Raw genomic sequence first — 26,643 nt, 5'->3', positions numbered from 1 at the left:
GGAGGGGCTTTCTTCATTCGCCGACCACGCGGAGTTGGGGACCACGTGGGGACCGTAGATGCTGCGAGAGCAGGTTGCCGTCATCCTGCAAGGACTTGATGTCCGGGTGTAGGTAGCGCTCGGTGATCCGGGGATCGCGGTGTCCGGCGATCTTCTGGAGCCGATGCACCGGCACGCCGGCGTCGGCGGACCACGTCAGGCCGGTGTGCCGGAGCCCGTGCCGCCGCAGATGCTCGTAGCCCAGTGCGGCGACCACGTCGTCCCAGTGCGTGGCCCGCCGCAGGACGCCGGTCGAGATGCGTCCGCCGCGGGGGCCGACGAACAACCGCGCCTCCGGCTTGTCCCCTATCGCGGCGATCCGGCGCGACACGAGCGGGCGGAGTTCCGCGATGATCGGAATCTTGCGTGCCCGTTTCCCTTTCGTGCCCTTGTCCTGCATCCCGCCCGGTCCAGGAGTGGTTTGCCGTCGCAGCGTCCACACCCAGTCATCCACGTCGATATCGGTGACCCGGCAGCCGGAGACCTCGCCGATGCGGGTGGCGGTGCAGGCTGCGAAGATCACCACCTCACCCCAACCGCGGTAGTTGTCCGCCGACGCAGCGACGAGCGCATCCGCCAACGCGGTGAGCGTCTGCCAATCGGGCAGGGCGAGTGCACGCGGGTCTTCCAACTCGTCCTCGACCTGCGCGAACTGCCGTTGCCAGCCGGAAACCTGTACCGGATTCCGGTCGATCAGCTCATCACGCACCGCCTGATCCATCACGCGGCCCCACACCGCCAAGGTGTTCTTCACCGTCGACTTACTGCACCCGTCGGCGATCCAGGCGCCCACCGCACGATCGGCCACACCAGCCGTGATCATCGTGACGGGCAGGTGCCCGACCGTGGGTCGAGGCGGTGCGCCACCGTTTCCGCAGGAACGCGCCCTGCAACCCGGCGCCACGCATCACCCGCTCCACCCGTTTGCGGCCGACCGAGATGCCGCGCCGCGCCAGCATCGCATGCACCGAGGAGACCCGTAAGTGCCGCCGGAGCTGGTATGGATATCGACGATCTCGGCAAGCAATGCTTCGTCGGAGACCTGCTGCGCCGAGGGCTGTTCCAGGCGTTTGCACCACCAGTAATAGGTCGACGAGGCGATCCCGAGTACCCGCAATACGAGCTCGACCGGGTGCCCGCTGTTCTTGACGAACCGCACGATCACCTCCGGGTCTGGCCGAGCTCCGAAGCGAAATACGCACTCGCAGAACGCAGAATGTCGTTGACCCGCTCCAGCTCGGCGACCTGTTTACGCAGCCGCTTGTTCTCCTCGGCCAAATCCGTCGCCGCTGGCTGCGGTCGCTGACCGGTACCGGCCTGGCGGATCCAGTTCCGAAGCGCCTCGTGATGGACACCCAGCTGCTGGGCGAGCTTGCGGATCGTCGGTTTCGGGTCCGACTCCAGATACAGCCGGACCGCTCGTGCCTTCAGGTCGTCCGGGTATTTCTTCGGTGCTGCCACGCGGGGCTCCTTCCCGGTCCTATCGGACCATGCTCAGAGCCCTCCAAGGAAGCGGTGGAACCTCAGGTTGGGCCTGCGTCGGCTTCGGTGCGCATGCGCGTGGGCATGTGCGGGCAGTGCAGTTCGAAGGCAGGGCGTTCGATCGATCTTGCCGAGTCGCGCACGTCGCCCCGCGGCCCGCGAGGTGGTGGAGGTGAGGGCGCTGCCGGTTTGCTCGCCGAGGATGCCCCGGATGGCATCCCGGCAGAAACCGTCTTCTCGGTCTTCCAGCTGCTGAAGTTTCACGCAATGGCTGCGTTGGACGATCGCCCATCGCAGCACCGGCCTGACCGCAGCCGGGAAGACGATCAGCATCGTGGGCGATATCCTCGAGATGGGACTCATCGTCAGCGCTCCGGGTTCGGTCACGGCAGCACGATCTCGGTGACGATCGCCAGCCCGAGACCGGAACCGCCGGTGGCGCGGGCCCAGCCGGGCCTGGTCGCACGAGCGGCACCGACCGCGTCGTCCTCTGTGCCCCCGGCAGGGGTAGCCGACCAGATCAAAGACCTCGAGTACGTCGTGAACGTCGAACCCTGCGAATAACCAGGCTATCCGGTGAGGATCGATGTCTCGGTGCGGGCGCCGAAACCGAAACCAGCCGGATCATGCGGTCGAAACCCCACAATGGCGCAAACCCACGCAAATCCCGGCCGCCTGCCCATGGCTTTGCCCAGACTGGGAATGTTGGGTCTGGCGAGCGGCTGCAGGTGCCAGCTACTGCCAGGCCCAACGCCACGACAACTCTCGCGACACGCGTGAACCCCCGCTTCCAGGCACACCGGATGCGCGAGATCTAACATGCCTGCTGTCACAAGCACTTCGGTGATTCGTGACAGCGCAGAGGACAGATGTCGCGCCCGGCTGATTTCGGCTGGCGTTGACAACAGCTACGCACCGTAAGGCCTCGCTCGGTACCTCCCTCGCCGAGCAAGGAACCGGCACCAGCGACCCGATTCAAGATCTATAGTTGGCTGCTATGGGAGGTAGGCATCGGAAGGACCTGGAATGCAACCGCATCGACTCCGCTGCCTCCGCGGTGCGATGCGATCCGGAAAGCCCCACCGCAGGAAGCGCATTCGTTGCCCGTGCGCTTGCCGCGCAGCCAGAACTGCCCGCGTGGATCGCGTGGTTGCACGACCGCGCCGGCGAGCAGTGGGCGCGGCTGGAGTACCAGATGCACTACCCTCTCGACTACGGAGGCAGCGCGGGCGCGCGCATGACCGAGGAATGGTTGATCATCCAGCGTGCCTACCGCGCCGAATACGCCGCCCGCTCGGTGGAACGCGCCCGCCGCTTCTACCGCGCTCAGCCCGGAATCGTGCACGCTCACACCCCCGAGTTGCCGGATGACGCGGAGTTCTATGCCGCCCTGGAGTCCGGTCGGGAATGGACCGGGCACTGGTACTCCCGCGACCCGCTCGGCGCGTGGGGACTGTCCGAAACATCCTCCTGATGCGCCAGCGCCGGAAAGCTCGTACATCGCCGCCCCCCGTTGGCGTACCGCGATGGTATTATCGCGCCACGGCAACCAACCCGGAGTCCGCCACCGGATCCCGTCGATGAGCTGCCGTTCGTCCGCAGTGGTGGGCGGCGCGCCGTTTCTACCGCGAGGCAGTAGCAACGCGCCGGCCATACCCGCTCGGCATCGGTCAGGTCCGCCTTCCCGCCACCGCTACGCCGGCCATGAGGTCTCCCGTTTCCGTATCTGCGGCCGGCCTCAAGCTTGGGAGTGCTGGACCTTCTCCCGGGGGAGAGAACATCGGGATCGACTGATCGCCGAGCCAGCGCACCAGGTCTTGGGCTTGTGCGTAGTAGCGGTGGAACGGCTCTGCGGTAGTTGGGCCGCCGTGCAGGCGATGACATTTGCTCATCGCTGCGGGTAACTGGGCAGTGATCCAGTGAGCGAGCGTGCCGAGTTCGTCGCGGACGCGTTCGTCGTACTGGGGGTGGTCGTCTCGCTGTAACAGCAACTGGATCGCCGAGCGCAATGCTGTCTGCAGCAGCCGCGACACGTCATGGACCTCTTCGAACTCTCGTCTCGCCGCGTTGAATGCGGCGGGTGCCAGCCCGAACTGACGGTGGATGCGGATGTGTTCGGTGAGCACCCTCAGCAGTCCTTTCAGCAGCCCGTCGGCGACGGACCCGATGGTTGCCACCGCCAGCCGCTGCAGTGGCGCGGCGCCGTCGATCAACAATTGTTCTGCGGGGATCTCGGCCTGCTCGAAGTACACCGAATACTCCGGTGCACTACTCACACCCGGGCTTCGGACACACCTGACACCAGGTGTGCAGGATTCCACGACGGCGACACCGCGATCCGTGGGCACCAGAATCCAGCGTGCCGACTCGGCATACGGCACACACACCTTGTGACCGGTGATGCGCACCGACCCACCCCCGAGGACCGCTGCTGTCTTCGGGGTCGCCACGAACGGTGAACCGGGTTCATTGAGCGCGGCGGTGAGTATCGCGCCCTGCGCTACAGCACGGAATATTCTCTGCGTCAAGCTTTTGGGAGCTGTTTGCGCCAGTGGTAGCACTCCGAATCCGAGCGTTGCCAAGGCCGGTACTTGCACAGCGTCGGTGCCGAGCTCGGTGAGCATGGCCGACACCTCGAGCAGGCCCGTGTCCTCGCCGCAGCGCTCGAGCAGCGCTACCGAGAGTAGGCCGGACTCGGCGAGTTTCGGCCACAGCGTGGAATCACGCACATTGTCGCGTTCGAGCACGCTCACAACGGCTTCGGCGACAGCGTCCTCGCTGTCGACTTCGGTGAAACCCAAAATCACTCCTCTCCGAATCAGCGATCGGCGCGGTTCGAGTCATCATTGGGTGGATCCGACAGTCATGCCTCGGTCGACAGCAAGCTGTCCGGTCTCTCGGTTGTCGAAACGTGTATCAAAGGGCTGCAAACCGCGACATCAGCCACCCTGGGGAACAGTCGGTCGGTCGGTTTTTCTCCCACAACGTGTCGAGAGATTATGCCGCGACGACTCGGCAGAACTCGGCGACCGTCAACGGATTCGGCGTGGCGTGGGCTGGGTGATCGCCTGACCGCTGGGCGAGAAGTCACTGGAAGAGGCGAACGATAATGCTCACACCCTCGAACCGCTGTGGGGCCAGAGGCATTTGCCGATCCAATCCACAGTTCGGACCACTTTCAATCTCACAAGCGTCCAGTTCGGCAAACTCCAGATACACCCTGGATGTGGCACCAACAGCACTGACCACCACACCAGCAAGGCCGGTACGACACTGGCTGCGCGTGTCAGCACGATGATCGGCAACCGAGCTGCGAACATCACTGGCCATGGCCACAGCACACGCAAACCGCCACCGTGCGACACCACGGGCAGCTGGTCTCACCGTGATGCAGTCGCAGATCTGGCATGGCCGTTACCCGCCGGTCAGCGTCCTGCAGGCTTTGGGCACCACTTGCGGGCACCCGCTGGCCGAAGAAGACATGCGTGTCTTCGGCGGGCTGGCCATCATGCTGCGTGTCCGCGGTTGGAGCTTCATCGGTGAATGCTCCGGCCCGGAAGTTCTCACCTTCAACTACGAGCCCTCCGACATCAGCGATGACCAATTGATCCAAGGCCTGCAACCGATCACCACCATTGTGGTCACCCTCGACCGCTCCACACCGACCAACGTCATCAGCGACTGCCGAATCGAAATCCTGCTCGCCGGTACTCCCTCCAGCCAAGCCCGGATCACCAGCCTGTCCGGCCTCACCAAACACCTCGACCTCATCGAAGCCCATCGGCCCGGCAACCCGACCCCAGTACAGTTCCCCTTCGTCCGTGCCCGAACCGCCCGATGAGCCGATCACAACGCCGCCGTCGCGTCACGCAGGAATGTTTGGGCCCCAAACCCGTCCGTGGCGCCGGGATCCGGCTGATCCCCAATTCGTCCCCATTCGATGGTTACTGGCGCGACAGACCCACCTGATACCGGCCCGCGCAAGTGCACACCTCGAACAAGAGGCATACGCGATCGAGATTCGTTGCCAAGAGCCAGCGCTGTGAACGCTGCCTGTTCGTCGACTGCACCGATCCGTCCCGGGTGGACTGCCGAGGGTCTGCTGAGCCAGTGCCGGCGCTGGCAAGAGTTGATGGACGGGGCGTACTTCGACAGCGTTCGACCGCCGGGCCTCGACAACCCGGAGCAGCCGCGGTCGGTCTTCTGGAACGCGCGGTAATGCCATGCATTTTTGGACATAGACTGTAAGGAATATAGCTGGTCAACGATATTGATCGGCATGTGGTTGTTCTTTTTCTGTCCTTTTATGGACAGGTTTGCAGTGCGGCTGTTGGCTGGGTTCGTGTAATCGGCCGCCACGCGGTGGCCTGTACTAGTGCACAGCGCGGTGGTTGTGGTGTGCGGAAGCGCCTTTGGCGGGCCGGTGCCTACCGTGTTCTCATGAGGTATCTGGAAAGTCATTTCGCGCCGGTAGAGGTGGAGGTCACGGCCTACGACCTGCCGGTGACCGGGCGTATCCCGGCCGAACTCGATGGGCGGTATGTGCGTAACGGTCCCAATCCGGCGGCCGTTGAGGACCCGGGCACGCATGTGTGGGGAATGGGTCAGGGCATGGTGCACGGGGTACGGCTGCGTGACGGGCGGGCCGAGTGGTACCGCAACCGTTTCGTGCGTGTCCCGGGATTCGCGCCCATGGTGCATGTGATCGAACATGCGGGGCAGACATTGGCCATGGCGGAGGGTGGATTGCCGCCGGCGCTGCTGGACGACGAGCTGAACACCGTGGGATTTTCCCAGTTGGGAGCGACGGCGGAGGGGTTCACCGCAGGGGCCCACTCCAAACACGACCCACGCACTGGGGAGTTGCATTCCCTGTCCTATATGCCCGGCCGTGAGTTCGTGCAGTACATCGTGACCGATGCCGCTGGGGCGGTGGTTCGCGTCGTACCGATCGAGATGCCACGGACCCCGTTTCTGCACGACTTCGCGCTCACCGGCAACCACGTGGTGCTCTGGGATACTCCGCTGGGTTTCGACGGATTCGACTGCCGATGGCTGCCGGAGCACCCCACACGTGTGGGCGTGATGCCGCGGACGGGTGGTGAGGTGCGCTGGCACGATATCGACCCTGTGCACGTCAGTCATACGCTCAACGCCTACGACGACGGTGATTCGGTCGTCGTGGACCTGGTCACCGCGCAGGGCCCGTTCGATCCCGCCGATCCCGGCGCGATCCGGCCGGTCCTGGATCGTTGGACCATCACCACCGACACGGTCCAGCAGCAACGCATCGACGACCGGCCACAGGACTTTCCCCGCATCAACGACGCCTACGCCGCACGCCCTCACCGCTACGGCTATTCCGCCGCGACAGCCCTGTACGGGATACCGTTCGTATCCGAGGGCGCGGCCCCGCACGAGGCCTTCACCAACGTACTGGTCAAACACGATTTTCAGCGGGGCACCGTAGATGTGCACGCGTTCGGGGCAGAGGAAACTGTGGGCGAGGCCGTGTTCGTGGCCGCCGGGCCGGGGGAAGACCAGGGATACCTACTCGCCTACATACACGATCCGCACCGCAACGCCGCCGATCTGGTCGTGCTGGCCGCCCAGGACTTCACCGGTGAACCCGTCGCGCGTATCCATCTGCCCGCCCGCGTACCGCTGGGCCTGCACGGCAACTGGCTGCCCGACCACTGACTCATGCCAGCATGATGGTGTGACCGATCCCCGACCGCCCTACCTTCGAATCGTCGCCGAGATCGAGCGGCGCATTGCCGCAGGAGAGCTGCGGCCGGGCGATCCGGTTCCCACCACCAGGGCCATCGCGGGCGAATGGGGCGTCGCCATCGCCACAGCCACCAAAGCCTTGGCCGCCCTCAAACACTCGGGCACCATCGAATCAACCTCCCGGGTCGGTGCCGTGGTCGCTGCGCGTCGGTTGCCCTCGCGAAACTCCGCAGGGCTCGAACGCGAGCAGATCGTGCAGGCGGCGATGCAGATCGCCGACAGCCGCGGTTTGGCAGCACTGTCCCTGCGGGCAGTAGCCGTCGAACTCGGCGTCGCGACGCTGACCCTTCGCCGCCACCTCGACGCCGACGCCGAACTCACCCAACTGCTCGCCGATGCCGCGTTCGCCGAGATCGACTACCCCGAACCGGCCCCGGCGTGGCGCTCACATCTGCGAGTGGCCGCACAACTGCAATGGGGTGTCTACCAGCGTCATCCATGGGTACCGCCGCTGGTGTCCATCACCCGCCCGGCCACCCTGCCGGCAATGATCGCCTACGGATTGTGGACGCTACGCGCCTTCGACGGCTTGGAACTGGATTCCTCCACCCGGCTCCACGTCTACGCCACCCTGGTCAACTACGTGCGGGGCACAGCGATGAACATCGAAAGCGAAGCCCGCGCCGAACTGGACACCGGAATGACGAGCAAACAATGGGGCGCTGCCCGGCTCGCCGTCGACCGACCGCTGATCACCAAGCTCACCGAGCCGAACACCGAAGTGGACCTGGAATCACTGTTCGCATTCGGATTGGAACGGCTGCTCGACGGCCTGACCATCGTGATGACACCGCAGGGGACGGGACTGTCGGAACAACGGCGGATTTGACCTTGGTCTGACTGGCCGGACCTGACGGTTCGGCGGGAAGGATCGAGCAGTGTCGGAGACACTCGACGCCGTGGCGAAGAAGGACGCGGCGGATACCAAGAAGTTAGCCGAGCAGCTGCTGAAGCAGGCCAAGGAACAGGGGATCGACCTGGTCGGGCCGGGTGGGCTGCTCAACCAGCTGACCAAGACCGTGCTCGAGACCGCGTTGGAAGCGGAGATGACCGAGCATGTCGGCTATGAGAAGCACGACCCGACCGGGCGTGGAACGGGCAACTCTCGCAACGGAACTCGCTCGAAAGCGGTGGTCACCGAGATCGGTCCGGTCGAGATCGACGTGCCGCGTGACACCAGCTCGACGTTCGAACCGAAGATCGTCAGGAAACGTCAGCGGCGGTTGTCGGGGGTCGATGAGATCGTGTTGTCGCTGACCGCGAAGGGGTTGACGACCGGGGAGATCTCGGCGCATTTTCGCCGAGATCTACGGTGCTGCTTCGGTGTCCAAGGACACCGTTTCCGCGATTACCGACAAGGTGGTCGCGGAGATGACCGACTGGTGCAACCGGCCTCTCGATCGCGTGTATCCGGTCGTGTTCATCGATGTGATTCACGTGAAGATCAGGGATGGCCAGGTCGCCAACCGTCCGATCTACGTGGTCATCGGTGTCACTGTGGCCGGTGAGCGCGACATCCTCGGGTTGTGGGCCGGCGACGGTGGCGAGGGCGCCAAGTTTTTGCTGGCTGTGCTGACCGAGATCAAGAACCGTGGCGTCGCCGATGTGTGCATTGCCGTGTGCGATGGGCTGAAAGGCTTGCCGGAGGCGATCACCACCGTCTGGGAACGGACGATCGTGCAAACGTGTGTGATCCATCTGCTGCGCAACTCTTTCCGATACGCCGCCCGGCAGTATTGGGACCAGATGAGTCGTGATCTCAAGCCGGTCTACACCGCACCGACCGAAGCCGCGGCAAAAGAGCGGTTCGGCGAGTTCGCCACGAAGTGGGGGCCACGGTATCCCGCGATCGTCAGATTGTGGGAGAACGCGTGAAGTGAGTTCGTGCCTTTCCTCGACTACGACGTCGAGATAAAGCGGGTCATCTGCTCCACCAATGCCATCGAGTCCCTCAACGCCCGCTATCGCAGGGCGGTGCGGACGCGCGGGCATTTCCCGACCGAGCAGGCGGCGCTGAAGTGCCTGTATCTGGTCACCCGCTCGCTGGACCCCACCGGGCGCGGCAAGGCACGATGGGCGATGAGGTGGAAGCCCGCACTCAACGCGTTCGCTATCACCTTCGAAGGCCGGATCACCCCGACCGGAAACTAACCAACACCGGGGTCAGATCCGCCGTTTACCCGACACTCCCGCCAACAAGTTCGTCGACAGGGTGAGTCCGGGTCACGATCTTGACCGTGCCTCGGCCACACCCTCTCGGCTGGTGGTAGTGCGGGTGGGTCTTGTCATCAGGATGTTCGCGGTCAGGCCCAGCGACCGCGCGAACAGCTTCGGCGATGGCGCGGAAGTCTTTGCGCAGGATGTTGCCGTGGTTGCTGGGGACCTTCGCGTGGATTTGGATGTTCGGGTTGCGTTCGACCACCTTGTGCAGGCTGGCGCGGATGCGTTCCTGCTCATCGCCTTTGCTGCCGAGCGAGGACCCGGAGGCGCTGACATACCGGGTCGGGACGGTGATGTTGTCCATCACCGGGCCCAAGACACGTTCGCGGGCGATCCCGCCGACCTCGATGTTGCTCTGGGCCATCTGTTCTGCGGTCATCCGCGGTGCCATGCCGATCGGGCGTAGCAGCGGCATCACCCAGCTCAACCGCCGCCACAACTTGCGCATCGCCTCGATATCGATCTCGTCGATCCAGTCGTGCGGTTGTGCGCCCTCGACCAGGACCGCCCCCCGGTCCGATCGGGGTTGCGGCTGGCCCAGTGCGCCGCGACGAAAGCCCCGTAGGACCAGCCCACCACCAGCGCCCGCTGCACACCTCTGGCTGCGAGCACGGCGTCGATTCGGCGACGTTGGTCTCGAACGAATAGTCCGATGACGTGCCGGATTTGCCGCGGGCTCGCATGTCGTAGGTGATGTGGCGCCAGCCCTGCCCGAGCTCGGCGATCACGCGTCGCCAGTTCCGCTGCGTGGCGACGTGGCCATTGATGTAAAGCACGGGGCTTACAGCAACCCCGGCCCACGCCGCTGCCCCCTCGATCGTCAGGACGATGCCTTGCGGCTTACCTTCGGGCATCCTCGTGGTCGATTCCATGCTCACCACCTCTCGGACCTGCTACTCACTGCCACTGACCACTGCTCGCGGTAACACTGAGTACCTATTGGTCAAGGCCCATTCGTCGGCCACTACTCTGTGTTACAGTCTAGTGGTAGTCAGCGACACTGAATAGTGGTCACGATCGAAGGAGGTCGCCACGGACAACTTGACGGAGATGCTGAAAGGCACGCTCGAAGGCTGTGTCCTCCAGATCATCGGCACCGAGGAGACATACGGGTACGCCATCACGCGCCGGCTGAACGAACTCGGTTTCGCCGACGTCGTCGAAGGAACGGTGTACGCGATCCTGGTGCGATTGGAGAAGAACGGGCTGGTCGACGTGTCGAAACGACCGTCCGAAGTCGGCCCGCCACGCAAGTTCTACGCCCTCAACGACGCCGGGCGTGCAGAGCTCGCGACGTTCTGGTCGAAATGGGAGTACATCTCATCGCGCATCAATCAACTCAAGGGAACCGAACGATGAACTTCTGGGAGACGATCACGGGAAGTGATCTGACCAGGGAATACAAAGCCTTCGAAGCTCGAGCCGAGACTCTTCCGGCCGAGTATCGAGCGGCGTGGGCAGAGATCAGCACCCACCTTTCGCTCTACTCCGACATCACGGGTCGCAACTTGATGCCGATCCTCGATGGCGTCCTGGGCCTGCTCGAGGAAACAGCAGCGGAGGGACAGAGTGTCCACGAGGCGCTGGGCGACGACATCAAAGGCTTCTGCGCGGCGATCGCCGGCGAAGAAGGAGCGAAGAGCTTTCGCGACAAGTGGCGCGAACAGTTGAACAAGAACGTGGCACGAAAACTGGGCCGGCTAGGAGTATGACGTGGGCATTCGCGACATCATCGAAGGCAAGCGGGAATGGCGGGCGCACGTGGCGCGGGTCAAGGCGCTGCCTCCCGACTACAAGATCGTCTACGAGGAGAGCCAGAAGTACTTCTTCAAGATCGGGCCGGTCGAACTGGTCGGTGGGACCAGCCTGCTGTCGAGCATGCTCGATTTCTTCGAGGAAGGGGTCGCGACCGGCAAAGGAGTTCTGGAACTCATCGGTGACGATGTCGCAGCTTTCTGCGATGACCTGGTGAAAGACTCACAAACCCACGCCGACATCTATCAGGATTCCATCAGCACGGACCTCGGCAAGAGAAGGGAATGACCGCCGGAGCCGGTTGCTCGGCGACCCCAGCCCTGCACCGGCTCGGGGGGCGGGCGACTGCCGGGAGCGGGTCACTACTCCGCTGACAGTTCCGCGAGAAGGTAAGCGGCGTCGCGTTGCCCGCGGCGGCGAAGCGATTTCGTTGCGAATCTCGACATCTCTAGCCGCGGTCAGGGACTGTGCCAGAAACGAACACCACCCGACCGGACCTCGGAGCGTGTCGGGTGGAGACGATCGGCTGCTGACTATTCCTCGGTCAGTTCGTCGAGTAGGTCGGCGGCGTCGGTGTTGCCGTTGGCGGCGAGCTCGCGCAATTTATCGATGTCGTTGCGTTCAGAGGCGAGTTGGACGAGTTCGTCGGTCGCATCCTGGTTGCCGGCGGCGGCGAGTCGTGGCTTTCGACTGGTCATACCTCGACCTGGGAGCCCATGATCACGGTCCGCTCCCGGGGTAACCCGAAGTAGTCGGCGGCGTCGGAGGTGATGAAGGAGGTGGCGATGAACAGGCGTTTGCGCCATGCCGCCATGGTGGCCGCGTCGCCTTTCTTCAGTTCGATCTTGGACAGGAAGTAGGAAGCGTCGTCCACCGAGATGGGGCCTTCGGTGCGGGCCGGATCCAGCCGACGCAAAATGCGCGGCACGTTGGGAGGCTCCATGTACCCGTGATAGGCGGTGACATGGATGATGCCGTCCTCGGTGTAACCGAGCGCATCAATGCGGACACGGTCGGCTTCGGCGACGCGGGGGACGGGCTGGGTCTCCAACGACAGGATCACGACGTGTTCGTGTAGGACGCCGTTGTGCTCCACGTTGGCGCGCATCGCCAGGGGTGTGGTCCGGCTGCCGCGGTTGAGGAAAACCGCGGTGCCCGGGACTCGGGCCAGCGGTGGTTCCCGGTGCCGGAGTTGATCGATGAATTCGCGTAGCGGTCCTTCGGCCTTCTCTCGTGCGGCGGTGACGACGATACGGCCGCGGGCCCAGGTGATCATCACGGTGAACGCGGTGACGCCGATCAGCAGCGGTAACCAGGCGCCGTGGACGAGCTTGGTGAGGTTCGCTGCCAGGAACAGTGCGTCGATGGCCAGCAGGGGGATCGCGCCGAGCAGCACCAGCCACAGCGGGGTGCGCCATTTGGTGTGGGCCACATAGAAGAACAGCAGTGTCGTGATGGTGATCGTCGCGGTCACCGCCATACCGAAGGCGTAGGCCAGCGCGGCGGAGGACTGGAAAGCGAAGACCAGGGTCAGTACCGACACCATGAGCAGCCAGTTGATCCAGGGAACGTAGATCTGCCCGATGGTCGATTCCGAGGTGTGCGCGATGCGCAGCCTCGGCAGGTACCCCAGCTGCACGGCTTGGGAGGCCACCGAGAAGGCGCCGGTGATCACCGCTTGGGAGGCGATCACTGTCGCGGCGGTGGCCAGCAGCACCAGCGGTAGCCGCGCCCAGCCGGGAGCGAGCAGGAAGAACGGGCTACTGACGGTGGCCTGGTCACCCAATATCAGTGCGCCCTGCCCGAAGTAGCTCAACGTGCAGGCCGGCAGGACCAGCCCCATCCACCCCCACGTGATGGCCTTGCGGCCGAAGTGGCCCATATCGGCATACAAGGCCTCGGCGCCGGTGACCGCGAGGACGATGGCGGCCAGGGCGAAGAACGCGATGTGGAAATGCCCGATGGCGAAACTCAGCGCATATGTCGGCGACAGAGCCTTCAAGATTTCCGGATGTCGGACGATCTCCGCGATGCCGAGGGCGCCGATTACCAGGAACCACAGGATCATCACCGGCCCGAACACTCGCCCCACGGTGGCGGTGCCGCGGCGCTGAACAGCGAACAGGGCGATGATGATGACCACCGTGATCGGGATGATCAGGTTCTCCAGGTCGGGTTCGACGATCTTCAGTCCCTCCACCGCCGACAGCACCGAGATGGCGGGCGTGATCATGCTGTCGCCGAAGAACAGAGCGGCACCGAAGATTCCGACGCCGGCCAGGACAGCGGCTGCGCGGCGGCCACGTGTTCCGCCGAGACGCCGAAGCAGCGTGATCAATGCCATGATCCCGCCTTCACCGTCGTTGTCGGCGCGCATCACCAGCGAGATATAGGTGAGGGTGACGATGATCATCACCGACCAGAAGATCAGCGAGACCACCCCGTACACGTTGGCGGTACTGACCGGGACCGGATGCGGATCCGCCGGGTTGAACACCGTCTGCAAGGTGTAGATCGGGCTGGTGCCGATATCACCGAACACCACCCCCAACGCGCCCACCACCACCGCGGCACGTACCGGGCCGCGACCCGCTGTGTGCGCAGGCGAACCGGCCTGTGTCTCGGTAACCATGTGCCGTGCTCCTTCTCAACCTGGGCCCGCACCATATCGCGCCGTAGACGCGATCGAAGTCGACAAGACGCGGCGCGACGGAGGCACAACTTCTCGCTGCTGATCTCCGGGGACCTCCGCGGACGCTCCGACTCCTCGCTCGCGAACACCCTCGTCGCCACGAACCCGGCCCTCCCGCACACCGACCAATCTCGGCGGTAGCCGAGCCGGGCACCGAACACCTCGCGCCGCGGCCGGAACCAGGAATCACCCCGACCAGTTGCTACCCGGACTTCGTTGTTTTCGCGCGGTTACCACTGGAACCCTGTCACGGAGTATCGAGGGTGGCCGGAGGCGGTCGATCTCGTACTTTCGCGAAGACTCAACCCTGGTAGGGGTGACGCTGATCCAGCTCCAGGTTCAAGCGGAGGACATCGACCTGCGGCTGCCCGAGGAATCCTAGTGTTCGACCAGCAGTGTGCTTGGTGACCAAGGCGCGCACCTGCTCCTCGGTCACGCCGCGCGCCTTCGCGACCCGCGCCACCTGAATGGCCGCGTACTCGGGAGAGATATTCGGGTCCAGCCCACTGCCGCTCGCGGTGACGGCATCCGGGGGCACCGCCGGAGCATCGGGGGCGTTGCCGCGAATCGGCACGATGCGGCCCACGGAGTAGTCCCGCCCGGGTTCGGCGCAGTCGACTCGCACCCCGCGATACGTGCCAAGGAACGGCTGGGCTCCGCACGCCTCGTTGACGCTGACGACCTGCACGGGATGCGACACATCCCCGTCGGGGCCACGCGGGCCGATGATCGAGAGCACCGCGCCCACACCATCTTTCGTGCAGTAGGGACGGCTGCCGTCGACCCCCTCACGGCCGCCGATCTCCTTGCTGCGGGCGCACACGGTGGTGAGCAGGCTCGCGCGGGCGGGGGTGTCGACGATGTCCTCCGGTCCGAGATTGCTCGCCGCGGTGGACATCGGGTCGTAGCCGTCGCCTGCGGCCGACGGGCGGCTCTGGAAGTACCGCGCCAGGGCCGCGCCGTCGGCGTCGGCGAACGATTGCCCGATGAGGCTGGAGCCCACGGTCGTTCCGTTGGCGTCGACCAGTGATCCGTCCGCCTTCTCCCGCAGCCCCGGCGACTGGGCGACCGCGAAAACCGCGAGAGGATAGACGATCCCGGTGATCGCCGTGAGCACGAGCAAGGCGCGCAATGCGGCGAGATGCTGTCGGATCCAGGTTGAAAAGCGCATGTCAGGACATCCCGGGGAGGAAGTGGACAACGAGGTCGATGAGTTTGATGCCGAGGAACGGCGCGATGACGCCGCCCAGCCCATAGACGGTCAGGTTGCGGCTGAGCAACTTCGACGCGTGGGACGGCCGGTAGCGCACCCCGCGCAGCGCGAGCGGGATGAGCGCCACGATGACGAGGGCGTTGAAGATCACCGCCGACAGGATCGCCGACTGCGGGCTGGCCAGGCGCATGACGTTGAGCCGGTCCAGACCGGGGAACAGCGTCACGAACAGCGCCGGAATGATGGCGAAGTACTTGGCGATGTCGTTGGCGATGGAGAACGTGGTCAGCGCGCCCCGGGTGATGAGCAACTGCTTGCCGATCTCCACGATCTCGATCAGCTTGGTCGGATCGGAGTCCAGATCGACCATGTTGCCCGCCTCTTTGGCCGCCGAGGTGCCGGTGTTCATCGCGACGCCCACGTCGGCCTGCGCCAGGGCGGGTGCGTCGTTGGTACCGTCACCGGTCATCGCGACCAGCCGTCCGCCGTCCTGTTCCCGCTTGATCAGCGCGAGCTTGTCCTCCGGGGTCGCCTCCGCCAGGAAGTCGTCGACCCCGGCTTCGTCGGCGATGGCCTTGGCGGTCAGCGGGTTGTCGCCGGTGATCATCACCGTCCGGATGCCCATCCGGCGCATCGCGTCGAACCGTTCCCGCATGCCCTGCTTGACCACGTCCTTGAGGTGGATCACGCCGAGCACGTCCGCCGATCCGTCGGCCACCCGGCCGACGACCAACGGAGTGCCGCCCGCCGCGGAGATCCCGTCCACGGTCGCGCCGAGTTCGCTCGGTACCGAACCGCCATGGGCTCGCACCCATTCGGTGACCGCGCTCGCCGCCCCCTTGCGCAGCAGGCGGCCATCGATGTCGACGCCCGACATCCGTGTCTGCGCGGTGAACTCGACCCAGTGTGCGTGGATCAGTTCACCCGGCGTCCGCTCCCGCAGCCCGTACGCCTGTTTGGCGTAGACCACGATGGAGCGCCCCTCTGGGGTCTCGTCTGCCAAGCTGGAAAGCTGTGCGGCGTCGGCCAATTCGTCCGTACTCACGCCCGGTACCGGGACGAAGTCCGCGGCCTGACGATTGCCGAGGGTGATGGTGCCGGTCTTGTCCAGCAGCAAGGTGTTCACGTCCCCGGCGGCCTCGACGGCGCGCCCGGACATGGCGAGCACGTTGCGCTGCACCAACCGATCCATGCCCGCGATGCCGATGGCCGACAGCAGCGCGCCGATGGTCGTGGGAATCAGGCACACCAGCAACGAGACCAGCACGATGCCGGTCACGCCGTGCCCGTCCAGCGCCGAGGTGTCCGGCACCCCCGGGTTGTTCGCCTTGCTGAAGATCGCCATCGGCTGCAGGGTGACGACCGCGAAGACGAAGATGATCGTCAGTGCGGCGAGCAGGATGTTCAGCGCGATCTCGTTCGGCGTCTTCTGCCTGCTCGCGCCTTCCACCAGCGCGATCATCTTGTCGATGAAACTCTGGCCCGGTTCCTGGGTCACCCGCACGACGATCCGATCCGACAGCACGGTGGTGCCCCCGGTCACCGCCGAACGGTCACCGCCGGATTCGCGGATCACCGGGGCGGATTCACCCGTGATCGCCGACTCGTCCACCGAGGCGATGCCCTCCACCACGTCGCCGTCACCGGGGATCACCTGCCCGGCTTCGACCACGACGTGATCGCCGCGGCGCAGGTCCGGCGCGGCGACCCGTTCCTCGACCAACCGCGCACCCGGCGACCACTCGACCAACCGCCGCGCGATGGTGTCGGTCTTGGCTTTGCGCAGCGTATCCGCCTGCGCCTTTCCCCGGCCTTCGGCGACGGCCTCGGCCAGGTTCGCGAAGATCACGGTGAGCCAGAGCCACACGACGATCGCCCAGGCGAAAAAGGTCGGGTCCACCAGCGCGAGAATGGTCGACCACACCGCACCCAGTTCGACGATCAGCATCACCGGGTTGCGCCACAGCGTGCGTGGATCGAGCTTGCGCACCGCGTCCGGCAGCGAGGTCAGCAGCAGCTTCGGGTCGAGCACTCCACTCGGGACGCTCGTGCCCCGCCGCGGCCGCGCGAGCACGGTCTGCGCGGCGACGTTCTCATCAATGACGGGACTGGACATGTCAGTGGATTCCTTCGGCGAGCGGCCCGAGCGCGAGCGCGGGCAGGAAGGTGAGCGCGACCAGGATCACCGTCACGCCGACGACCATGCCGACGAACTGCGGCCGGTGCGTCGGCAGCGTGCCGATCGACTCGGGCGTGGCGCCTTGCCGCGCCAGCGAACCGGCCAGGGCGAGCACGAAGATGATCGGCAGGAAACGGCCGAAAAGCATCGCCAGACCCAGCGCGGTGTTGTACCACTCGGTGTTGCCGGTCAGGCCCGCGAACGCCGAGCCGTTGTTGTTGGCCGCCGAGGTGAAGGCGTACAGCACCTCCGCCAGACCGTGCGGCCCGGAGTTCAGCATGCTCGCGCGCTGGCCGGGCAGCGCCATGGCCACGGCCGTGCCCATCAGTACGATCAGCGGGCTGATCAGGAAGTACGACGCGGCGAGCTTGATCTCACGCGGCGTGATCTTCTTGCCCAAATACTCCGGTGTGCGCCCGACCATGAGGCCCGCGACGAATACCGTGATCACCGCAAGGATCAGCATGCCGTACAGACCCGACCCGGTGCCGCCCGGCGCGACCTCACCCAGCTGCATGTCGAACATCGTCATCAGGCCGCCGAGGCTGGTGTAGGAGTCGTGGAACGAATCGACCGCGCCGGTGGAGGTCAGTGTGGTCGAGGCGGCGAAAGTGGCCGAATTCGAGACACCGAAGCGCTGTTCCACTCCTTCCATCGAGGCGCCTATCGCGGTCGGCACGGTGCCGTGGTGCTGCAGCTGGAACAGGTTGGTCAGCGTGACGCTGATCAGTGCGATCGTCGCCATCACCGCGACGATCGCATAGCCCTGCTTGCGGCTGCCCACCATCCGGCCGAAGGTGCGGGGCAGCGAGAAACTGATCACCAACAGCAGGAAGATCTCCACCCAATTGGTCCACGCGTTCGGATTCTCGAATGGGTGCGCGGAGTTGGCGTTGTAAAAGCCACCGCCGTTGGTGCCGAGTTCCTTGATCACCTCTTGGCTGGCGACCGGGCCGCCGGTGATCGTCTGCTGGGTGCCGTTCAGGGTCTGCGCCACCTGATCGTGCAGCTGGAAGTTCTGAATCACACCGCCCGCCACCAGCACCAGCGCGAACACGAACGCGATCGGCAACAGGATGCGCAGCGTGCCGCGCACCAGGTCCACCCAGAAGTTGCCGAGGTCGCCGGTGTGCCTGCGGGCGAACCCGCGCACCAGCGCCACCGCCACCGCCATGCCCACGGCCGCCGAGACGAAGTTCTGCACCGCCAGACCGGCCATCTGCACCAGGTGCCCCTGTGTGGACTCACCGGAGTAGTTCTGCCAGTTCGTGTTGGTCACGAAACTGACCGCGGTGTTCCAGGCCAGCGCGGGCGTCATCTCGGTGCCCGGATCGTTCAGGTGCAGCGGCAATCTGTCTTGCAAGAGTTGGAAGAAGAACAGGAAGAGAATGCCGACCGCCGAGAAGGCCAGCACACTGCGTGCGTACACCGGCCACGGCTGCTCGACGTCGGGTTGCGCGCCGATCGCGCGGTAGACGAGGCGTTCGACACGAGAATGCCGACGTCCCTCGTACACCCGGTACATGTAATCCCCCAGCGGCACGTGCACCAGCGCGAGCGCCAGGATCAAGGCCACCACGAAAGCGACCCCGGCGGTTGTCGTGCTCACTCAGAACCTCTCGGGGAACAGCAGCGCCGCGATCAGGTAGACGGCCACGCCGACGGCCAGAACCAAACCGATCAGATTCGCGGTCACAACTTCTCCACCCCGCGCTGGACCAGCCCGAGCAGCGCGAACGCCGCCACGGTGAGCGCGGTGAACACCACGACCGACATAGCTCGACAACCTCCATCCGCGCGCCATGCTTCGGCGCGACAGAGCGAGTGAAGCGCCCATCCGGCCTTTCCGGTCGCTTCCTGACGACTTCTTGACGCCCCGATCCACGGCATTTGCGGTTCGTTGACACCCCGGCAAGGTCCGCAAGTAACGCGTCAAGGTATTCGGGTGAACCGTCAACACACCGTAAAAATCGAGGTCCGCGGGTGCGACGAAGGTAGAAGTGGAGAGCCGGCCAGGCCGGGAACGCCGGGGCGGCCGGTGCATCACCCGCCGGGCGGGAAGAGAGGATCGTCATGTCGGCAGTAGCCGTAGTCGTCTTGTTCGTCTGCTGCGCGCTGATCATCCGCGCGCTCGGCGCCCGCGAGCAGGCCCGCGCCCGCCAGGCCGTGGTGATCGAGGCGAACCATGCGCGGCGGTGACGTGCGAGGGGCGCGGTCCGGAACCCGGCACAGCGCGCCGGAACGACCGAGGGCGGTACGGCCGAGGACGCGCGGCGCGCGATGATGGACACGTGAAACGCGGTCAGCTGCGGATCTACCTCGGCGCCGCTCCTGGAGTCGGCAAGACCTACGCCATGCTCGGCGAGGCGCACCGGCGGCTGGAGCGGGGCCGCGACGTGGTCGCGGCGGTGGTCGAAACCCATGGCAGGAAGAAGACCGCGCAATTGCTCGACGGCATCGAGCGCATTCCACCGAAACTGATCGAGTATCGCGGCAGCACCTTCCCGGAACTCGACGTCGAGGCGGTGCTGCGGCGCGCTCCAGCGGTGGTGCTCGTCGACGAGCTGGCGCACACCAACGCGCCGGGGAGCAAGCACGAGAAGCGCTGGCAGGACGTGACGGACCTGCTCGAGGCGGGCATCGACGTGATCTCCACGGTCAACGTGCAGCATCTGGAGAGCCTCAACGATGTCGTAGAGCAGATCACCGGCATCCAGCAGCGCGAGACGGTGCCCGACGCAGTGGTGCGCGAAGCCGATCAGGTGGAGCTGGTCGATATCACGCCGGAAGCGCTGCGGCGCAGACTGTCCCACGGCAACGTATATGCCGCCGTGCGGATCGACGCCGCGCTGCGCAACTACTTCCGGGCGGGAAACCTCACCGCCCTGCGCGAATTGGCGCTGCTGTGGCTGGCCGACCAGGTCGACGCCGCGCTGGCCAAGTACCGGGCCGACCATCAGATCACCGAGCTGTGGGAGGCACGCGAACGCGTCGTCGTGGCGGTGACCGGCGGCCCGGAATCGGAGACCATCGTGCGCCGAGCCAGCCGGATCGCCACCAAATCCAGCGCCGACCTCGTGGTGGTGCACGTGGTGCGCGGCGACGGCCTTGCCGGGATCTCCACCGAGCGTATGGCGCGGCTGCGTGAGCTGGCGGCCAGCCTGGACGCCTCGCTGCACACCGTCACCGGCGAGGACGTCCCCACCGCCCTGCTCGAGTTCGCCCGCGAGGCGAACGCCACCCAGCTGGTACTCGGCACATCGCGTCGCTCGCGTTGGGCGAGGATGTTCGACGAGGGCATCGGCTCCACAGTGGTGCAGCGCTCCGGCAAGATCGACGTGCACATGGTGACGCACGAGCAGGTCCACCGCGGGTTCCGGTACGCGGCTCTGCGTCCGCGCCGACCCGTGGCCGCGTGGCTCGCCGCCGTTCTCGTACCGGCGCTGGTCTGCACTATCAGCGCCGCTTACCTCGATGACGTGCTGGATCTGGGCGGGATCAGCGCCGTGTTCGTGGTCGGCGTGGTCGCGGTGGCGCTGCTCGGCGGCGTGGTGCCCGCGTCGTTCTCGGCGCTGCTGTCGGGCCTGTTGTTGAACTGGTTCTTCGCGCCGCCGCGCTACAGCTTGACCATCGCCGAGCCGAACAGCTTCATCACCGTGGTGGTGCTGCTCATCGTCGCCGTCGCGGTAGCGGCGCTGGTCGATCTGGCCGCGAAGCGAACCGGCCAGGCGCGCAAAGCGTCCCGGCAAGCCGAGCTGCTGACCATGTTCTCCGGCGCGATTCTGCACGGCGCGGATCTCCCCCGGCTGCTCGAACAGATCAGGGAGGTCTTCGCGCAGCGCGCGGTCGCCCTGGTAGCCGGTGACCAGGTACTCGCAGAGGTGGGAATCGACCCGCCACGGCGGCTGCCGGACGCCGACACCGTGGTCGAGGCGGCAGATGCCGGTCACTGGCTGCTGCTGGCCGGCCGTCCGCTCGCGGCGGCCGACCGTCCGGTGCTCAACGCAGTGACCAACCAGGCAGTCGCCCTGGTGCGACAGACGCGCCTGGCCGAGGAGGCCGGCGCCGCCGCAGCCCTGCTGGAAGCCGACCGTCTGCGACGGGCGCTGCTGTCGGCGGTCAGCCACGACCTGCGCACACCGCTGGCCGGAGCCAAAGCGGCGGTTTCCAGCCTGCGCAGCGACGACATCGAGTTCTCCCCGCAGGACACCACCGAACTGCTGGAGACAATCGAGGAATCGGTAGATCAGCTCACCGCGCTGGTCGGCAACCTGCTCGACTCCTCCCGGCTCGCGGTCGGCGTGGTCACCCCGCGGCTGCGGCGGGTCTACCTGGACGAGGCAGTGCATCGCGCGCTGGTGAGCGTCGGGATGGGCGCGCGCGGACTGCGCCGCGCCGCGATGGACCGGGTCCGCATCGAGGTCGGCGACGTCTCGGTGCTCGCCGATAGCGGCCTGCTGGAACGCGTACTGGCCAACCTGATCGACAACGCGCTGCGGCACGCGCCACGCGCGGGCACGGTCCGGGTCACGGCCGAACGCACCGGCGACCGGGTCTCGATCGCCGTCGTCGACACCGGGCCCGGCGTACCGCACGGCACCGAGGAGCAGCTGTTCGAGCCCTTCCAGCGCCTCGGCGACCGGGACAACACCACCGGCGTCGGCCTGGGCCTGTCGGTGGTGCGCGGGTTCGTCGACGCCATGGGCGGCGCCGTGCACGCCGAGCCGACCCCCGGCGGAGGATTGACCATGCTGGTCGACCTGCCCGGCGGCGAGCCGCCGGACGCGGACGGCACGGGCAGCGCCGTCGCGCCCGAGACGACGCGCGCGGGTGAGTGAGGTGTCCACGTGACGACACAGGAGGCGGCGGTGGCGAAGACGCCCGAGGCGGTGGCGACGAAGGTGCTCGTCATCGACGACGAACCGCAGATCGTGCGCGCGTTGCGGATCAATCTGTCGGTCCGCGGCTACGAGGTGATCACCGCCACGACCGGCGGCGCGGGCCTGCGCGCGGCCGCCGACCGGCACCCCGACGTCGTGATCCTCGACCTCGGCCTGCCCGACATGGACGGCATCGAGGTGCTCGCCGGATTGCGCGGCTGGACCTCGGCTCCGGTGATCGTGCTGTCGGCCCGGACCGATTCCGCCGACAAGGTCGAAGCGCTGGACGCGGGCGCCGACGACTACGTCACCAAACCCTTCGGCATGGACGAACTGCTGGCCCGGCTACGCGCTGCGGTACGCCGCGGCACTACCGACCCCGACGCCTCCGCACCCGTGGTGACCACCGAATCGTTCACCGTCGACCTGGCCGCCAAAAAGGTCACCAAGCGCGGCGAGACCGTGCACCTCACCCCCACCGAGTGGGGCATGCTCGAAATGCTGGTCCGCAACCGCGGCAAACTGGTCGGGCGGCGAGAGCTGCTGCGCGAAGTATGGGGCCCCTCCTACGCCACCGAAACCCATTACCTGCGGGTCTATCTGGCGCAATTGCGCCGCAAACTGGAGGACGATCCGTCACATCCCAAGCATCTGCTCACCGAGGCGGGGATGGGCTACCGATTCCAGGAGTAATCCCGGCCATAGACGCTGGCCACGCTTCGCAAGTACTGCGAGCGCAGCTCGAGAACGCGACGAGAACTCGCCGCTGCTCGAACTGCCGACCAGAGATCTTGTCCGCCGAAGTAACACAAGCGCCACTGGCCGCGACGGAATCCGGTCACGCCGCCGCTCGCCGCCAGCTGCGGACATACACCCGAACCCTGGCCTGGGCCACTCCACATCCTGAGCTGTTCTTTCCGTCGCTCTTACCGCTGCCGGACTTCAGCCACCGCGCCCGCGCTGGCCGGCCAGTCGCAGTACTGGCCAGTCCGGTTCCAATTCAGTCCGTCCGGACACCTGTAAACGGTCGGGACATTGTTCGAGCACTGAACGTACTTCGTCACATCCCCGGGGTAAGGGAAGAGTCCGTCAGGCTGCGGACAGTCGAAGGCCGCGACGTCGAGTCCGGGACCCTCAGCGAGGGCGGAGGACGAGCCGGCGAGCATGACGCAGCAACCGAGCAGCGCGACGGCGGGCAAAGCCAATAGGCGGGTGAGTCGCACTGTTGTCTCCTTCGGGTGAGCGTTGGGCTTCTCGCATCATGGCATGGGCCGGGAGGGCGCACGGGTGAACGCGCTGCACTCGTCACAACCCCGGCACGCATCGCCGAACCACTCGCCACTCCACAATGAGAAACGTTGACGACCAACAACTCCGCCACAACTGGCGCCTACTACCGGTACCCTGCTCTTGCTAAAGCGATGTTTGCGATTCCAGTCGCACTCATCACCGCGAGTGATCGCGGCGACGTGATGCACAAGGATTGGCGCCAGTCCGAACCAGTCGTCGCGCACCGCATCACAACGAACTGGGCCACGCGCGTCTTGCTCAGCAGTTGGACAGGAAGCGCGACTTCGGCGGGGCGGTCGGCCGCGCTGGCGCGAGGGTCGATGGCACCACGACGGTGTCGGCAGGCCTATCGAATCCGAATGAGCCCCGCACCGGTCTGCGGCGGTTCGGGGCTCGTTCAGGGGTATTCGCGCCTACCATCCGATCGCTCAAACAGTTGACGATCGAATCTATCTCGCGCTCGCAGCATCTGAGAAATCCGCTGTTGCGCCGGGCAGGTCGGGTTGCCGCCGTTCAGGCGGCGATACTGAGCATGTTGGCGCGTACTCTGGGCGGTCTGCCTGCGATGACCTGGTCAGCTGATTCGCTGGCTTTGTGGTCGTTGTGGCCGGAGTAGCGGGCGGTGGTTTGGTCAGGATATCGGCGAGGGACTCTGCCTCTACCTCGTCGAAGGTGGGGAATGCCTCTTTTCGGCCAAGGCGAGGTAGTCGACGATGCGGGGTCGCAGGTGCTGAGCAGTGGGATGCGCAGTCCGGCGCCGGTGGTGAATCTCTGCTGCTGGTCTCGGTCGATCGTGTCGAGCAGCGTCTGTACACCGGCGCGGCCGTGGCCCTTTTCCATGGCTCGCCAGCCGTTGGACATGCTGCGGTTCTGGCAGGCGACGCATCCGATTCTGCGGTCGATAGCCGCGACTGGACGGCGACTGTCGCCCCGAGACAGTGGCCCCACACTCCGATCGCTGGGGGTCGATGTCCTCGCATTATTCCAGGTAGGAGGCTCCGTTGCGGAAGTCCTCGACGTAGCGGTCGGCAAAGACCTGCCCGCGGGGGACGCCTGCGCTGGACCCGATGCTGCGGTAATCGATTGCCAGCACAGCGTATCCGGCGCGAACCAGGTAGTCCGCATGCGGCCGCAGGGCCTCCTTGACCATGTGCACGCCGTGTCCATGACTATCGCCGGAAGCGGGCCCGGGTCGCGGCTGCCGTGCGGCAGCTAGACGTCGGCGGCGCATCGCACCTCGCCGCTACCGAACATGATCTGTTCGTAAGTCCCGTCATTCACCCTCGACTGGATTGGCGTGGTGTTGGTCCAGGGCGGGTGGGGTCCAGTCCCACAGGCGCGCGGATTTGCGGGCAGCGACGGCGCCGCCGGCCATCTGTGTGAGCCGGGTCATGACCCCGTATGCGAGTGGGTTGGTGGACAGGCTGATCTTCGGGTCTCGGCGGGCCAGGCGTTGTACCCGTTGGCTGCGCGGTCGGCGGAGTCGGTTGTACTGCGCCAGGGCTGTGGGGATGTCGGTATCGCCCGAGAGTTGCGCGGTGAGCACCGTCGCGTCTTCGAATGCTTGGCAGGCACCCTGGGCCAGGAACGGCGTCATGGCATGAGCGGCATCACCGAGCAGCACCACTCGATTGTCGGTGTAGGTGTCCAGTGGATCGAGGTCGAAAATATCGTGCCGCAGTATCGATTCGGGAGGTGTCGCATCCACCAGGGCGGTTATCGGGTCGTGCCAATCGCCGATCCGGTGGCGGATCTCGGCCGGATCGTCGTCGTATCGGGCGCCGGGCTGATCCTGGCGGACGGTGAGGAACCAGAACACGCGCTGTCCGGGCAACGGGTGGGCGCCGAACCGCGCACCACGGCCCCAGGTCTGGAATCCCTCGACGGGCCACACCGAACCCGATGCGGAGACGCCGCGCCAGCACAGAATACGTTGGAAAACCGGCCCCGAAGCATCCGGGAAGACCGATCGGCGTACCGCGCTGTGAATCCCGTCAGCTCCGACGACCACCTCAGCGGTGAGTTGCTCTGGACCATCCGGTGTGCGGTAGGCGACCACGGCCCCGCCCTCATATTGCTCGATACCGGTGACTTCGGCTGCGGCGCGCACGCATTCGGCAGGCACGTGCGCAAGCAGTGTGCGGTGCAGATCGGAACGATGGTTCGCCAGCAGTGCCATGTCGAGATCCGGGCGGAATCGCATGAGATAGCGGCCGTCGGGGGTGCGCAATGTCGCCCCGGCCTGCGTCGGGACCGACACCGCGCGCAAGTCGTCGCCGACACCCAGTGCGTCCGCCGCGCGTACGGCATTGAGTGCGAACGACCAGCCGGCCCCGATCTCGCCAAGATCGGGGCGGCGTTCCAGCACAGTGACCGACCATCCGGCCCGCCGCAGCCCGATTGCGGCGGCAAGTCCGCCGATGCCGCCACCGGCCACGATCGCCGTCCGCTCGCCGCGCGTCGATGAGGTTGTCACTTGTCGTCCTTTCGGAAGGGAAGGGGTTCCTCGGTGAGACGCTTGGTCATCCAGTCGTAGACCTCGTGCGCGGTCCGCAGTCGCCGAACACGCGCCGTATCGGTCCCCGCCAATTCCATTCCGGCGGCGGCGACGTCGCGGAATGCGGCCAGGCTCGCTACACGGCGCCGGACGACCGTTTCCCAGGCGTCGTCGTCCATCCGGTAGTAGTGGGTACGCTCGCCAGGTTTCGTGCGTCGCCGCACGAAACCGGCGTCGGTCAGCACCCGCATATTGGTCGCGAGCGACGCCCGGCTCGCGCCGACCGCCACCGCGATCTGTTCGGCCGACTGCTCCGCCGGATCGCAGATCAGCAACCATCCCAGGATTCGACCCGCGATCGGCGGCACCCCGTACTCCGTGGTGCAGAACATCGCCACCTGCTCGACCCACTCCAGCACTCGCTCACGGTCGGAATCCGACCTACTCATCTCGTCCATCCTTCTAGTAGTTTCAGATAATACTGAAACTACTAGACAATTTGAGATCAGTCGAATCCGTCAGGTTGTGGAGCTCACGCGGGAGCCGATCGTCTCGGTGCCGCTCGGCACGTCGGCGTCCCGCTGCTCGGATGGTGGCTGATGCGTG

Annotated in this window: 29 protein-coding genes and 1 pseudogene; 11 read left to right on the top strand and 19 right to left on the bottom strand. The window is 65.8% G+C overall.

All coding sequences use genetic code 11. The annotated features are described in order from the left end of the window. Positions 1-13 precede the first annotated feature (13 nt). From ACGF7Y_RS30725 to ACGF7Y_RS30705, 5 genes are all read right to left on the bottom strand, one after another. Positions 14-847, bottom strand: a complete 834-nt coding sequence (locus ACGF7Y_RS30725) for a tyrosine-type recombinase/integrase (RefSeq protein ID WP_393239967.1) — start codon at positions 845-847, stop codon at positions 14-16. Further along, complete coding sequence (locus ACGF7Y_RS30720; RefSeq protein WP_393239964.1) at positions 801-998, bottom strand: IS3 family transposase; 198 nt, start codon at positions 996-998, stop codon at positions 801-803. The genes ACGF7Y_RS30725 and ACGF7Y_RS30720 overlap by 47 nt, the downstream gene beginning before the upstream one ends. 202 nt (positions 999-1,200) lie before the next feature. Then, on the bottom strand, positions 1,201-1,500 hold the full coding sequence (locus ACGF7Y_RS30715) for a transposase (RefSeq protein ID WP_393239961.1): 300 nt from the start codon (positions 1,498-1,500) through the stop codon (positions 1,201-1,203). 33 nt (positions 1,501-1,533) lie between these two features. After that, on the bottom strand, positions 1,534-1,854 hold the full coding sequence (locus ACGF7Y_RS30710; protein ID WP_393239959.1) for a hypothetical protein: 321 nt from the start codon (positions 1,852-1,854) through the stop codon (positions 1,534-1,536). Positions 1,855-1,904: 50 nt separating this feature from the next. Then, a complete protein-coding gene (locus ACGF7Y_RS30705) occupies positions 1,905-2,045 on the bottom strand; it encodes a hypothetical protein (RefSeq protein WP_393239956.1) in 141 nt (46 codons plus the stop codon). A 473-nt stretch (positions 2,046-2,518) separates the two neighbouring features. On the opposite strand from ACGF7Y_RS30705, the gene ACGF7Y_RS30700 reads away from it, so the two are divergent. Beyond that, positions 2,519-2,995 carry a hypothetical protein gene (locus ACGF7Y_RS30700; protein WP_393239953.1) on the top strand — a complete coding sequence of 159 codons (477 nt, stop codon included), beginning with the start codon at positions 2,519-2,521 and terminating at the stop codon, positions 2,993-2,995. Between the two features lie 196 nt (positions 2,996-3,191). On the opposite strand, the gene ACGF7Y_RS30695 is transcribed toward ACGF7Y_RS30700, so the two are convergent. After that, a complete protein-coding gene (locus ACGF7Y_RS30695) occupies positions 3,192-4,322 on the bottom strand; it encodes an acyl-CoA dehydrogenase (RefSeq protein WP_393239950.1) in 1,131 nt (376 codons plus the stop codon). A gap of 286 nt (positions 4,323-4,608) precedes the next feature. Continuing rightward, complete coding sequence (locus ACGF7Y_RS30690; protein WP_393239947.1) at positions 4,609-4,851, bottom strand: hypothetical protein; 243 nt, start codon at positions 4,849-4,851, stop codon at positions 4,609-4,611. 58 nt (positions 4,852-4,909) lie between these two features. Here ACGF7Y_RS30690 and ACGF7Y_RS30685 point away from each other — a divergent pair, with 58 nt between their 5' ends. From ACGF7Y_RS30685 to ACGF7Y_RS30670, 4 genes and pseudogenes are all read left to right on the top strand, one after another. Then, positions 4,910-5,362, top strand: a complete 453-nt coding sequence (locus ACGF7Y_RS30685) for a hypothetical protein (protein WP_393239944.1) — start codon at positions 4,910-4,912, stop codon at positions 5,360-5,362. Positions 5,363-5,961: 599 nt separating this feature from the next. Continuing rightward, positions 5,962-7,221, top strand: coding sequence for a carotenoid oxygenase family protein (locus ACGF7Y_RS30680; protein WP_393239941.1), 1,260 nt, complete (start codon positions 5,962-5,964; stop codon positions 7,219-7,221). Between the two features lie 19 nt (positions 7,222-7,240). Next, on the top strand, positions 7,241-8,140 hold the full coding sequence (locus ACGF7Y_RS30675) for a GntR family transcriptional regulator (protein ID WP_393239938.1): 900 nt from the start codon (positions 7,241-7,243) through the stop codon (positions 8,138-8,140). Between the two features lie 49 nt (positions 8,141-8,189). Then, positions 8,190-9,462 (top strand): annotated as a pseudogene (locus tag ACGF7Y_RS30670) (IS256 family transposase). A gap of 25 nt (positions 9,463-9,487) precedes the next feature. On the opposite strand, the gene ACGF7Y_RS30665 reads toward ACGF7Y_RS30670, so the two are convergent. Beyond that, positions 9,488-9,979, bottom strand: a complete 492-nt coding sequence (locus ACGF7Y_RS30665; protein ID WP_393239935.1) for a hypothetical protein — start codon at positions 9,977-9,979, stop codon at positions 9,488-9,490. A gap of 602 nt (positions 9,980-10,581) precedes the next feature. Here ACGF7Y_RS30665 and ACGF7Y_RS30660 point away from each other — a divergent pair. From ACGF7Y_RS30660 to ACGF7Y_RS30650, 3 genes are read left to right on the top strand one after another with little or no spacing between them, the layout of a single operon-like run. Beyond that, the gene (locus ACGF7Y_RS30660; protein WP_393239932.1) at positions 10,582-10,890 is read left to right on the top strand and encodes a PadR family transcriptional regulator; all 309 of its coding nucleotides are present in this window, start codon (positions 10,582-10,584) and stop codon (positions 10,888-10,890) included. Continuing rightward, the gene (locus tag ACGF7Y_RS30655; protein WP_393239930.1) at positions 10,887-11,243 is read left to right on the top strand and encodes a DUF1048 domain-containing protein; all 357 of its coding nucleotides are present in this window, start codon (positions 10,887-10,889) and stop codon (positions 11,241-11,243) included. The genes ACGF7Y_RS30660 and ACGF7Y_RS30655 overlap by 4 nt, the downstream gene beginning before the upstream one ends. Before the next feature lies 1 nt (position 11,244). Beyond that, positions 11,245-11,574 (top strand): DUF1048 domain-containing protein, encoded by a 330-nt coding sequence (locus ACGF7Y_RS30650; protein WP_393239927.1) that lies wholly within the window; start codon positions 11,245-11,247, stop codon positions 11,572-11,574. Between the two features lie 245 nt (positions 11,575-11,819). On the opposite strand, the gene ACGF7Y_RS30645 is transcribed toward ACGF7Y_RS30650, so the two are convergent. The 7 genes from ACGF7Y_RS30645 to ACGF7Y_RS30615 all read right to left on the bottom strand — a co-directional run bounded on the left by ACGF7Y_RS30645 (position 11,820) and on the right by ACGF7Y_RS30615 (position 19,260). Further along, positions 11,820-11,984, bottom strand: a complete 165-nt coding sequence (locus ACGF7Y_RS30645; RefSeq protein ID WP_393239924.1) for a hypothetical protein — start codon at positions 11,982-11,984, stop codon at positions 11,820-11,822. Then, positions 11,981-13,918: a potassium transporter Kup gene (locus ACGF7Y_RS30640; RefSeq protein WP_393239921.1), complete on the bottom strand. Its 1,938-nt coding sequence runs from the start codon at positions 13,916-13,918 to the stop codon at positions 11,981-11,983. Before ACGF7Y_RS30640 ends, ACGF7Y_RS30645 begins: the two co-directional genes overlap by 4 nt. 361 nt (positions 13,919-14,279) lie before the next feature. Then, the gene (locus tag ACGF7Y_RS30635; protein ID WP_393239918.1) at positions 14,280-15,149 is read right to left on the bottom strand and encodes a potassium-transporting ATPase subunit C; all 870 of its coding nucleotides are present in this window, start codon (positions 15,147-15,149) and stop codon (positions 14,280-14,282) included. Position 15,150: 1 nt separating this feature from the next. Further along, positions 15,151-17,307 (bottom strand): potassium-transporting ATPase subunit KdpB, encoded by a 2,157-nt coding sequence (gene kdpB, locus ACGF7Y_RS30630; protein WP_393239915.1) that lies wholly within the window; start codon positions 17,305-17,307, stop codon positions 15,151-15,153. A 1-nt stretch (position 17,308) separates the two neighbouring features. After that, complete coding sequence (gene kdpA, locus ACGF7Y_RS30625) at positions 17,309-18,979, bottom strand: potassium-transporting ATPase subunit KdpA (RefSeq protein ID WP_393239912.1); 1,671 nt, start codon at positions 18,977-18,979, stop codon at positions 17,309-17,311. Continuing rightward, on the bottom strand, positions 18,980-19,066 hold the full coding sequence (kdpF, locus tag ACGF7Y_RS30620) for a K(+)-transporting ATPase subunit F (protein WP_063709536.1): 87 nt from the start codon (positions 19,064-19,066) through the stop codon (positions 18,980-18,982). It lies immediately after the preceding gene. Beyond that, positions 19,063-19,260 carry a hypothetical protein gene (locus ACGF7Y_RS30615; RefSeq protein ID WP_393240052.1) on the bottom strand — a complete coding sequence of 66 codons (198 nt, stop codon included), beginning with the start codon at positions 19,258-19,260 and terminating at the stop codon, positions 19,063-19,065. The genes kdpF and ACGF7Y_RS30615 overlap by 4 nt, the downstream gene beginning before the upstream one ends. A gap of 183 nt (positions 19,261-19,443) precedes the next feature. Here ACGF7Y_RS30615 and ACGF7Y_RS30610 point away from each other — a divergent pair, with 183 nt between their 5' ends. The 3 genes from ACGF7Y_RS30610 (at position 19,444) to ACGF7Y_RS30600 (ending at position 22,943) form a co-directional block, all read left to right on the top strand. After that, entirely contained in the window at positions 19,444-19,569 is a 126-nt protein-coding gene (locus ACGF7Y_RS30610) for a hypothetical protein (protein ID WP_267468492.1), read from the top strand. A gap of 92 nt (positions 19,570-19,661) precedes the next feature. Further along, a complete protein-coding gene (locus ACGF7Y_RS30605; RefSeq protein ID WP_393239909.1) occupies positions 19,662-22,208 on the top strand; it encodes an ATP-binding protein in 2,547 nt (848 codons plus the stop codon). 51 nt (positions 22,209-22,259) lie between these two features. Further along, positions 22,260-22,943: a response regulator gene (locus tag ACGF7Y_RS30600; protein WP_393240042.1), complete on the top strand. Its 684-nt coding sequence runs from the start codon at positions 22,260-22,262 to the stop codon at positions 22,941-22,943. Between the two features lie 233 nt (positions 22,944-23,176). On the opposite strand, the gene ACGF7Y_RS30595 is transcribed toward ACGF7Y_RS30600, so the two are convergent. The 4 genes from ACGF7Y_RS30595 to ACGF7Y_RS30580 all read right to left on the bottom strand — a co-directional run bounded on the left by ACGF7Y_RS30595 (position 23,177) and on the right by ACGF7Y_RS30580 (position 26,486). Then, complete coding sequence (locus ACGF7Y_RS30595) at positions 23,177-23,416, bottom strand: carbohydrate-binding module family 14 protein (protein ID WP_393240039.1); 240 nt, start codon at positions 23,414-23,416, stop codon at positions 23,177-23,179. Between the two features lie 1,103 nt (positions 23,417-24,519). Then, positions 24,520-24,696: a hypothetical protein gene (locus tag ACGF7Y_RS30590; protein ID WP_393239906.1), complete on the bottom strand. Its 177-nt coding sequence runs from the start codon at positions 24,694-24,696 to the stop codon at positions 24,520-24,522. Positions 24,697-24,813: 117 nt separating this feature from the next. After that, the gene (locus ACGF7Y_RS30585) at positions 24,814-26,016 is read right to left on the bottom strand and encodes an FAD-dependent monooxygenase (RefSeq protein ID WP_393239903.1); all 1,203 of its coding nucleotides are present in this window, start codon (positions 26,014-26,016) and stop codon (positions 24,814-24,816) included. Further along, positions 26,013-26,486: a GbsR/MarR family transcriptional regulator gene (locus ACGF7Y_RS30580; protein ID WP_393239900.1), complete on the bottom strand. Its 474-nt coding sequence runs from the start codon at positions 26,484-26,486 to the stop codon at positions 26,013-26,015. Before ACGF7Y_RS30580 ends, ACGF7Y_RS30585 begins: the two co-directional genes overlap by 4 nt. Between the last annotated feature and the right edge of the window lie 157 nt (positions 26,487-26,643).

The sequence above is a fragment of the Nocardia sp. NPDC047654 genome (assembly GCF_043205035.1).
Lineage (GTDB): Bacteria > Actinomycetota > Actinomycetes > Mycobacteriales > Mycobacteriaceae > Nocardia.
The sequence above is the reverse complement of the archived record's forward strand: the minus strand, read 5'-3'. Positions and strand labels throughout refer to the sequence as shown.

Excerpts from the sequence above, each read along its gene's own strand:
- kdpB (WP_393239915.1), bottom strand. The coding sequence starts at position 17,307 with ATGTCCAGTCCCGTCATTGATGAGAACGTCGCCGCGCAGACCGTGCTC.
- ACGF7Y_RS30685 (WP_393239944.1), top strand. The coding sequence starts at position 4,910 with ATGCAGTCGCAGATCTGGCATGGCCGTTACCCGCCGGTCAGCGTCCTG.
- ACGF7Y_RS30700 (WP_393239953.1), top strand. The coding sequence starts at position 2,519 with ATGGGAGGTAGGCATCGGAAGGACCTGGAATGCAACCGCATCGACTCC.
- ACGF7Y_RS30615 (WP_393240052.1), bottom strand. The coding sequence starts at position 19,260 with ATGCCGTGGATCGGGGCGTCAAGAAGTCGTCAGGAAGCGACCGGAAAG.
- ACGF7Y_RS30580 (WP_393239900.1), bottom strand. The coding sequence starts at position 26,486 with ATGAGTAGGTCGGATTCCGACCGTGAGCGAGTGCTGGAGTGGGTCGAG.
- ACGF7Y_RS30660 (WP_393239932.1), top strand. The coding sequence starts at position 10,582 with ATGCTGAAAGGCACGCTCGAAGGCTGTGTCCTCCAGATCATCGGCACC.
- ACGF7Y_RS30595 (WP_393240039.1), bottom strand. The coding sequence starts at position 23,416 with ATGCTCGCCGGCTCGTCCTCCGCCCTCGCTGAGGGTCCCGGACTCGAC.
- ACGF7Y_RS30655 (WP_393239930.1), top strand. The coding sequence starts at position 10,887 with ATGAACTTCTGGGAGACGATCACGGGAAGTGATCTGACCAGGGAATAC.
- ACGF7Y_RS30680 (WP_393239941.1), top strand. The coding sequence starts at position 5,962 with ATGAGGTATCTGGAAAGTCATTTCGCGCCGGTAGAGGTGGAGGTCACG.
- ACGF7Y_RS30610 (WP_267468492.1), top strand. The coding sequence starts at position 19,444 with ATGTCGGCAGTAGCCGTAGTCGTCTTGTTCGTCTGCTGCGCGCTGATC.
- ACGF7Y_RS30690 (WP_393239947.1), bottom strand. The coding sequence starts at position 4,851 with ATGGCCAGTGATGTTCGCAGCTCGGTTGCCGATCATCGTGCTGACACG.
- ACGF7Y_RS30645 (WP_393239924.1), bottom strand. The coding sequence starts at position 11,984 with ATGACCAGTCGAAAGCCACGACTCGCCGCCGCCGGCAACCAGGATGCG.
- ACGF7Y_RS30635 (WP_393239918.1), bottom strand. The coding sequence starts at position 15,149 with ATGCGCTTTTCAACCTGGATCCGACAGCATCTCGCCGCATTGCGCGCC.
- ACGF7Y_RS30720 (WP_393239964.1), bottom strand. The coding sequence starts at position 998 with ATGCTGGCGCGGCGCGGCATCTCGGTCGGCCGCAAACGGGTGGAGCGG.
- ACGF7Y_RS30710 (WP_393239959.1), bottom strand. The coding sequence starts at position 1,854 with ATGCTGATCGTCTTCCCGGCTGCGGTCAGGCCGGTGCTGCGATGGGCG.
- ACGF7Y_RS30665 (WP_393239935.1), bottom strand. The coding sequence starts at position 9,979 with ATGCGCAAGTTGTGGCGGCGGTTGAGCTGGGTGATGCCGCTGCTACGC.
- ACGF7Y_RS30640 (WP_393239921.1), bottom strand. The coding sequence starts at position 13,918 with ATGGTTACCGAGACACAGGCCGGTTCGCCTGCGCACACAGCGGGTCGC.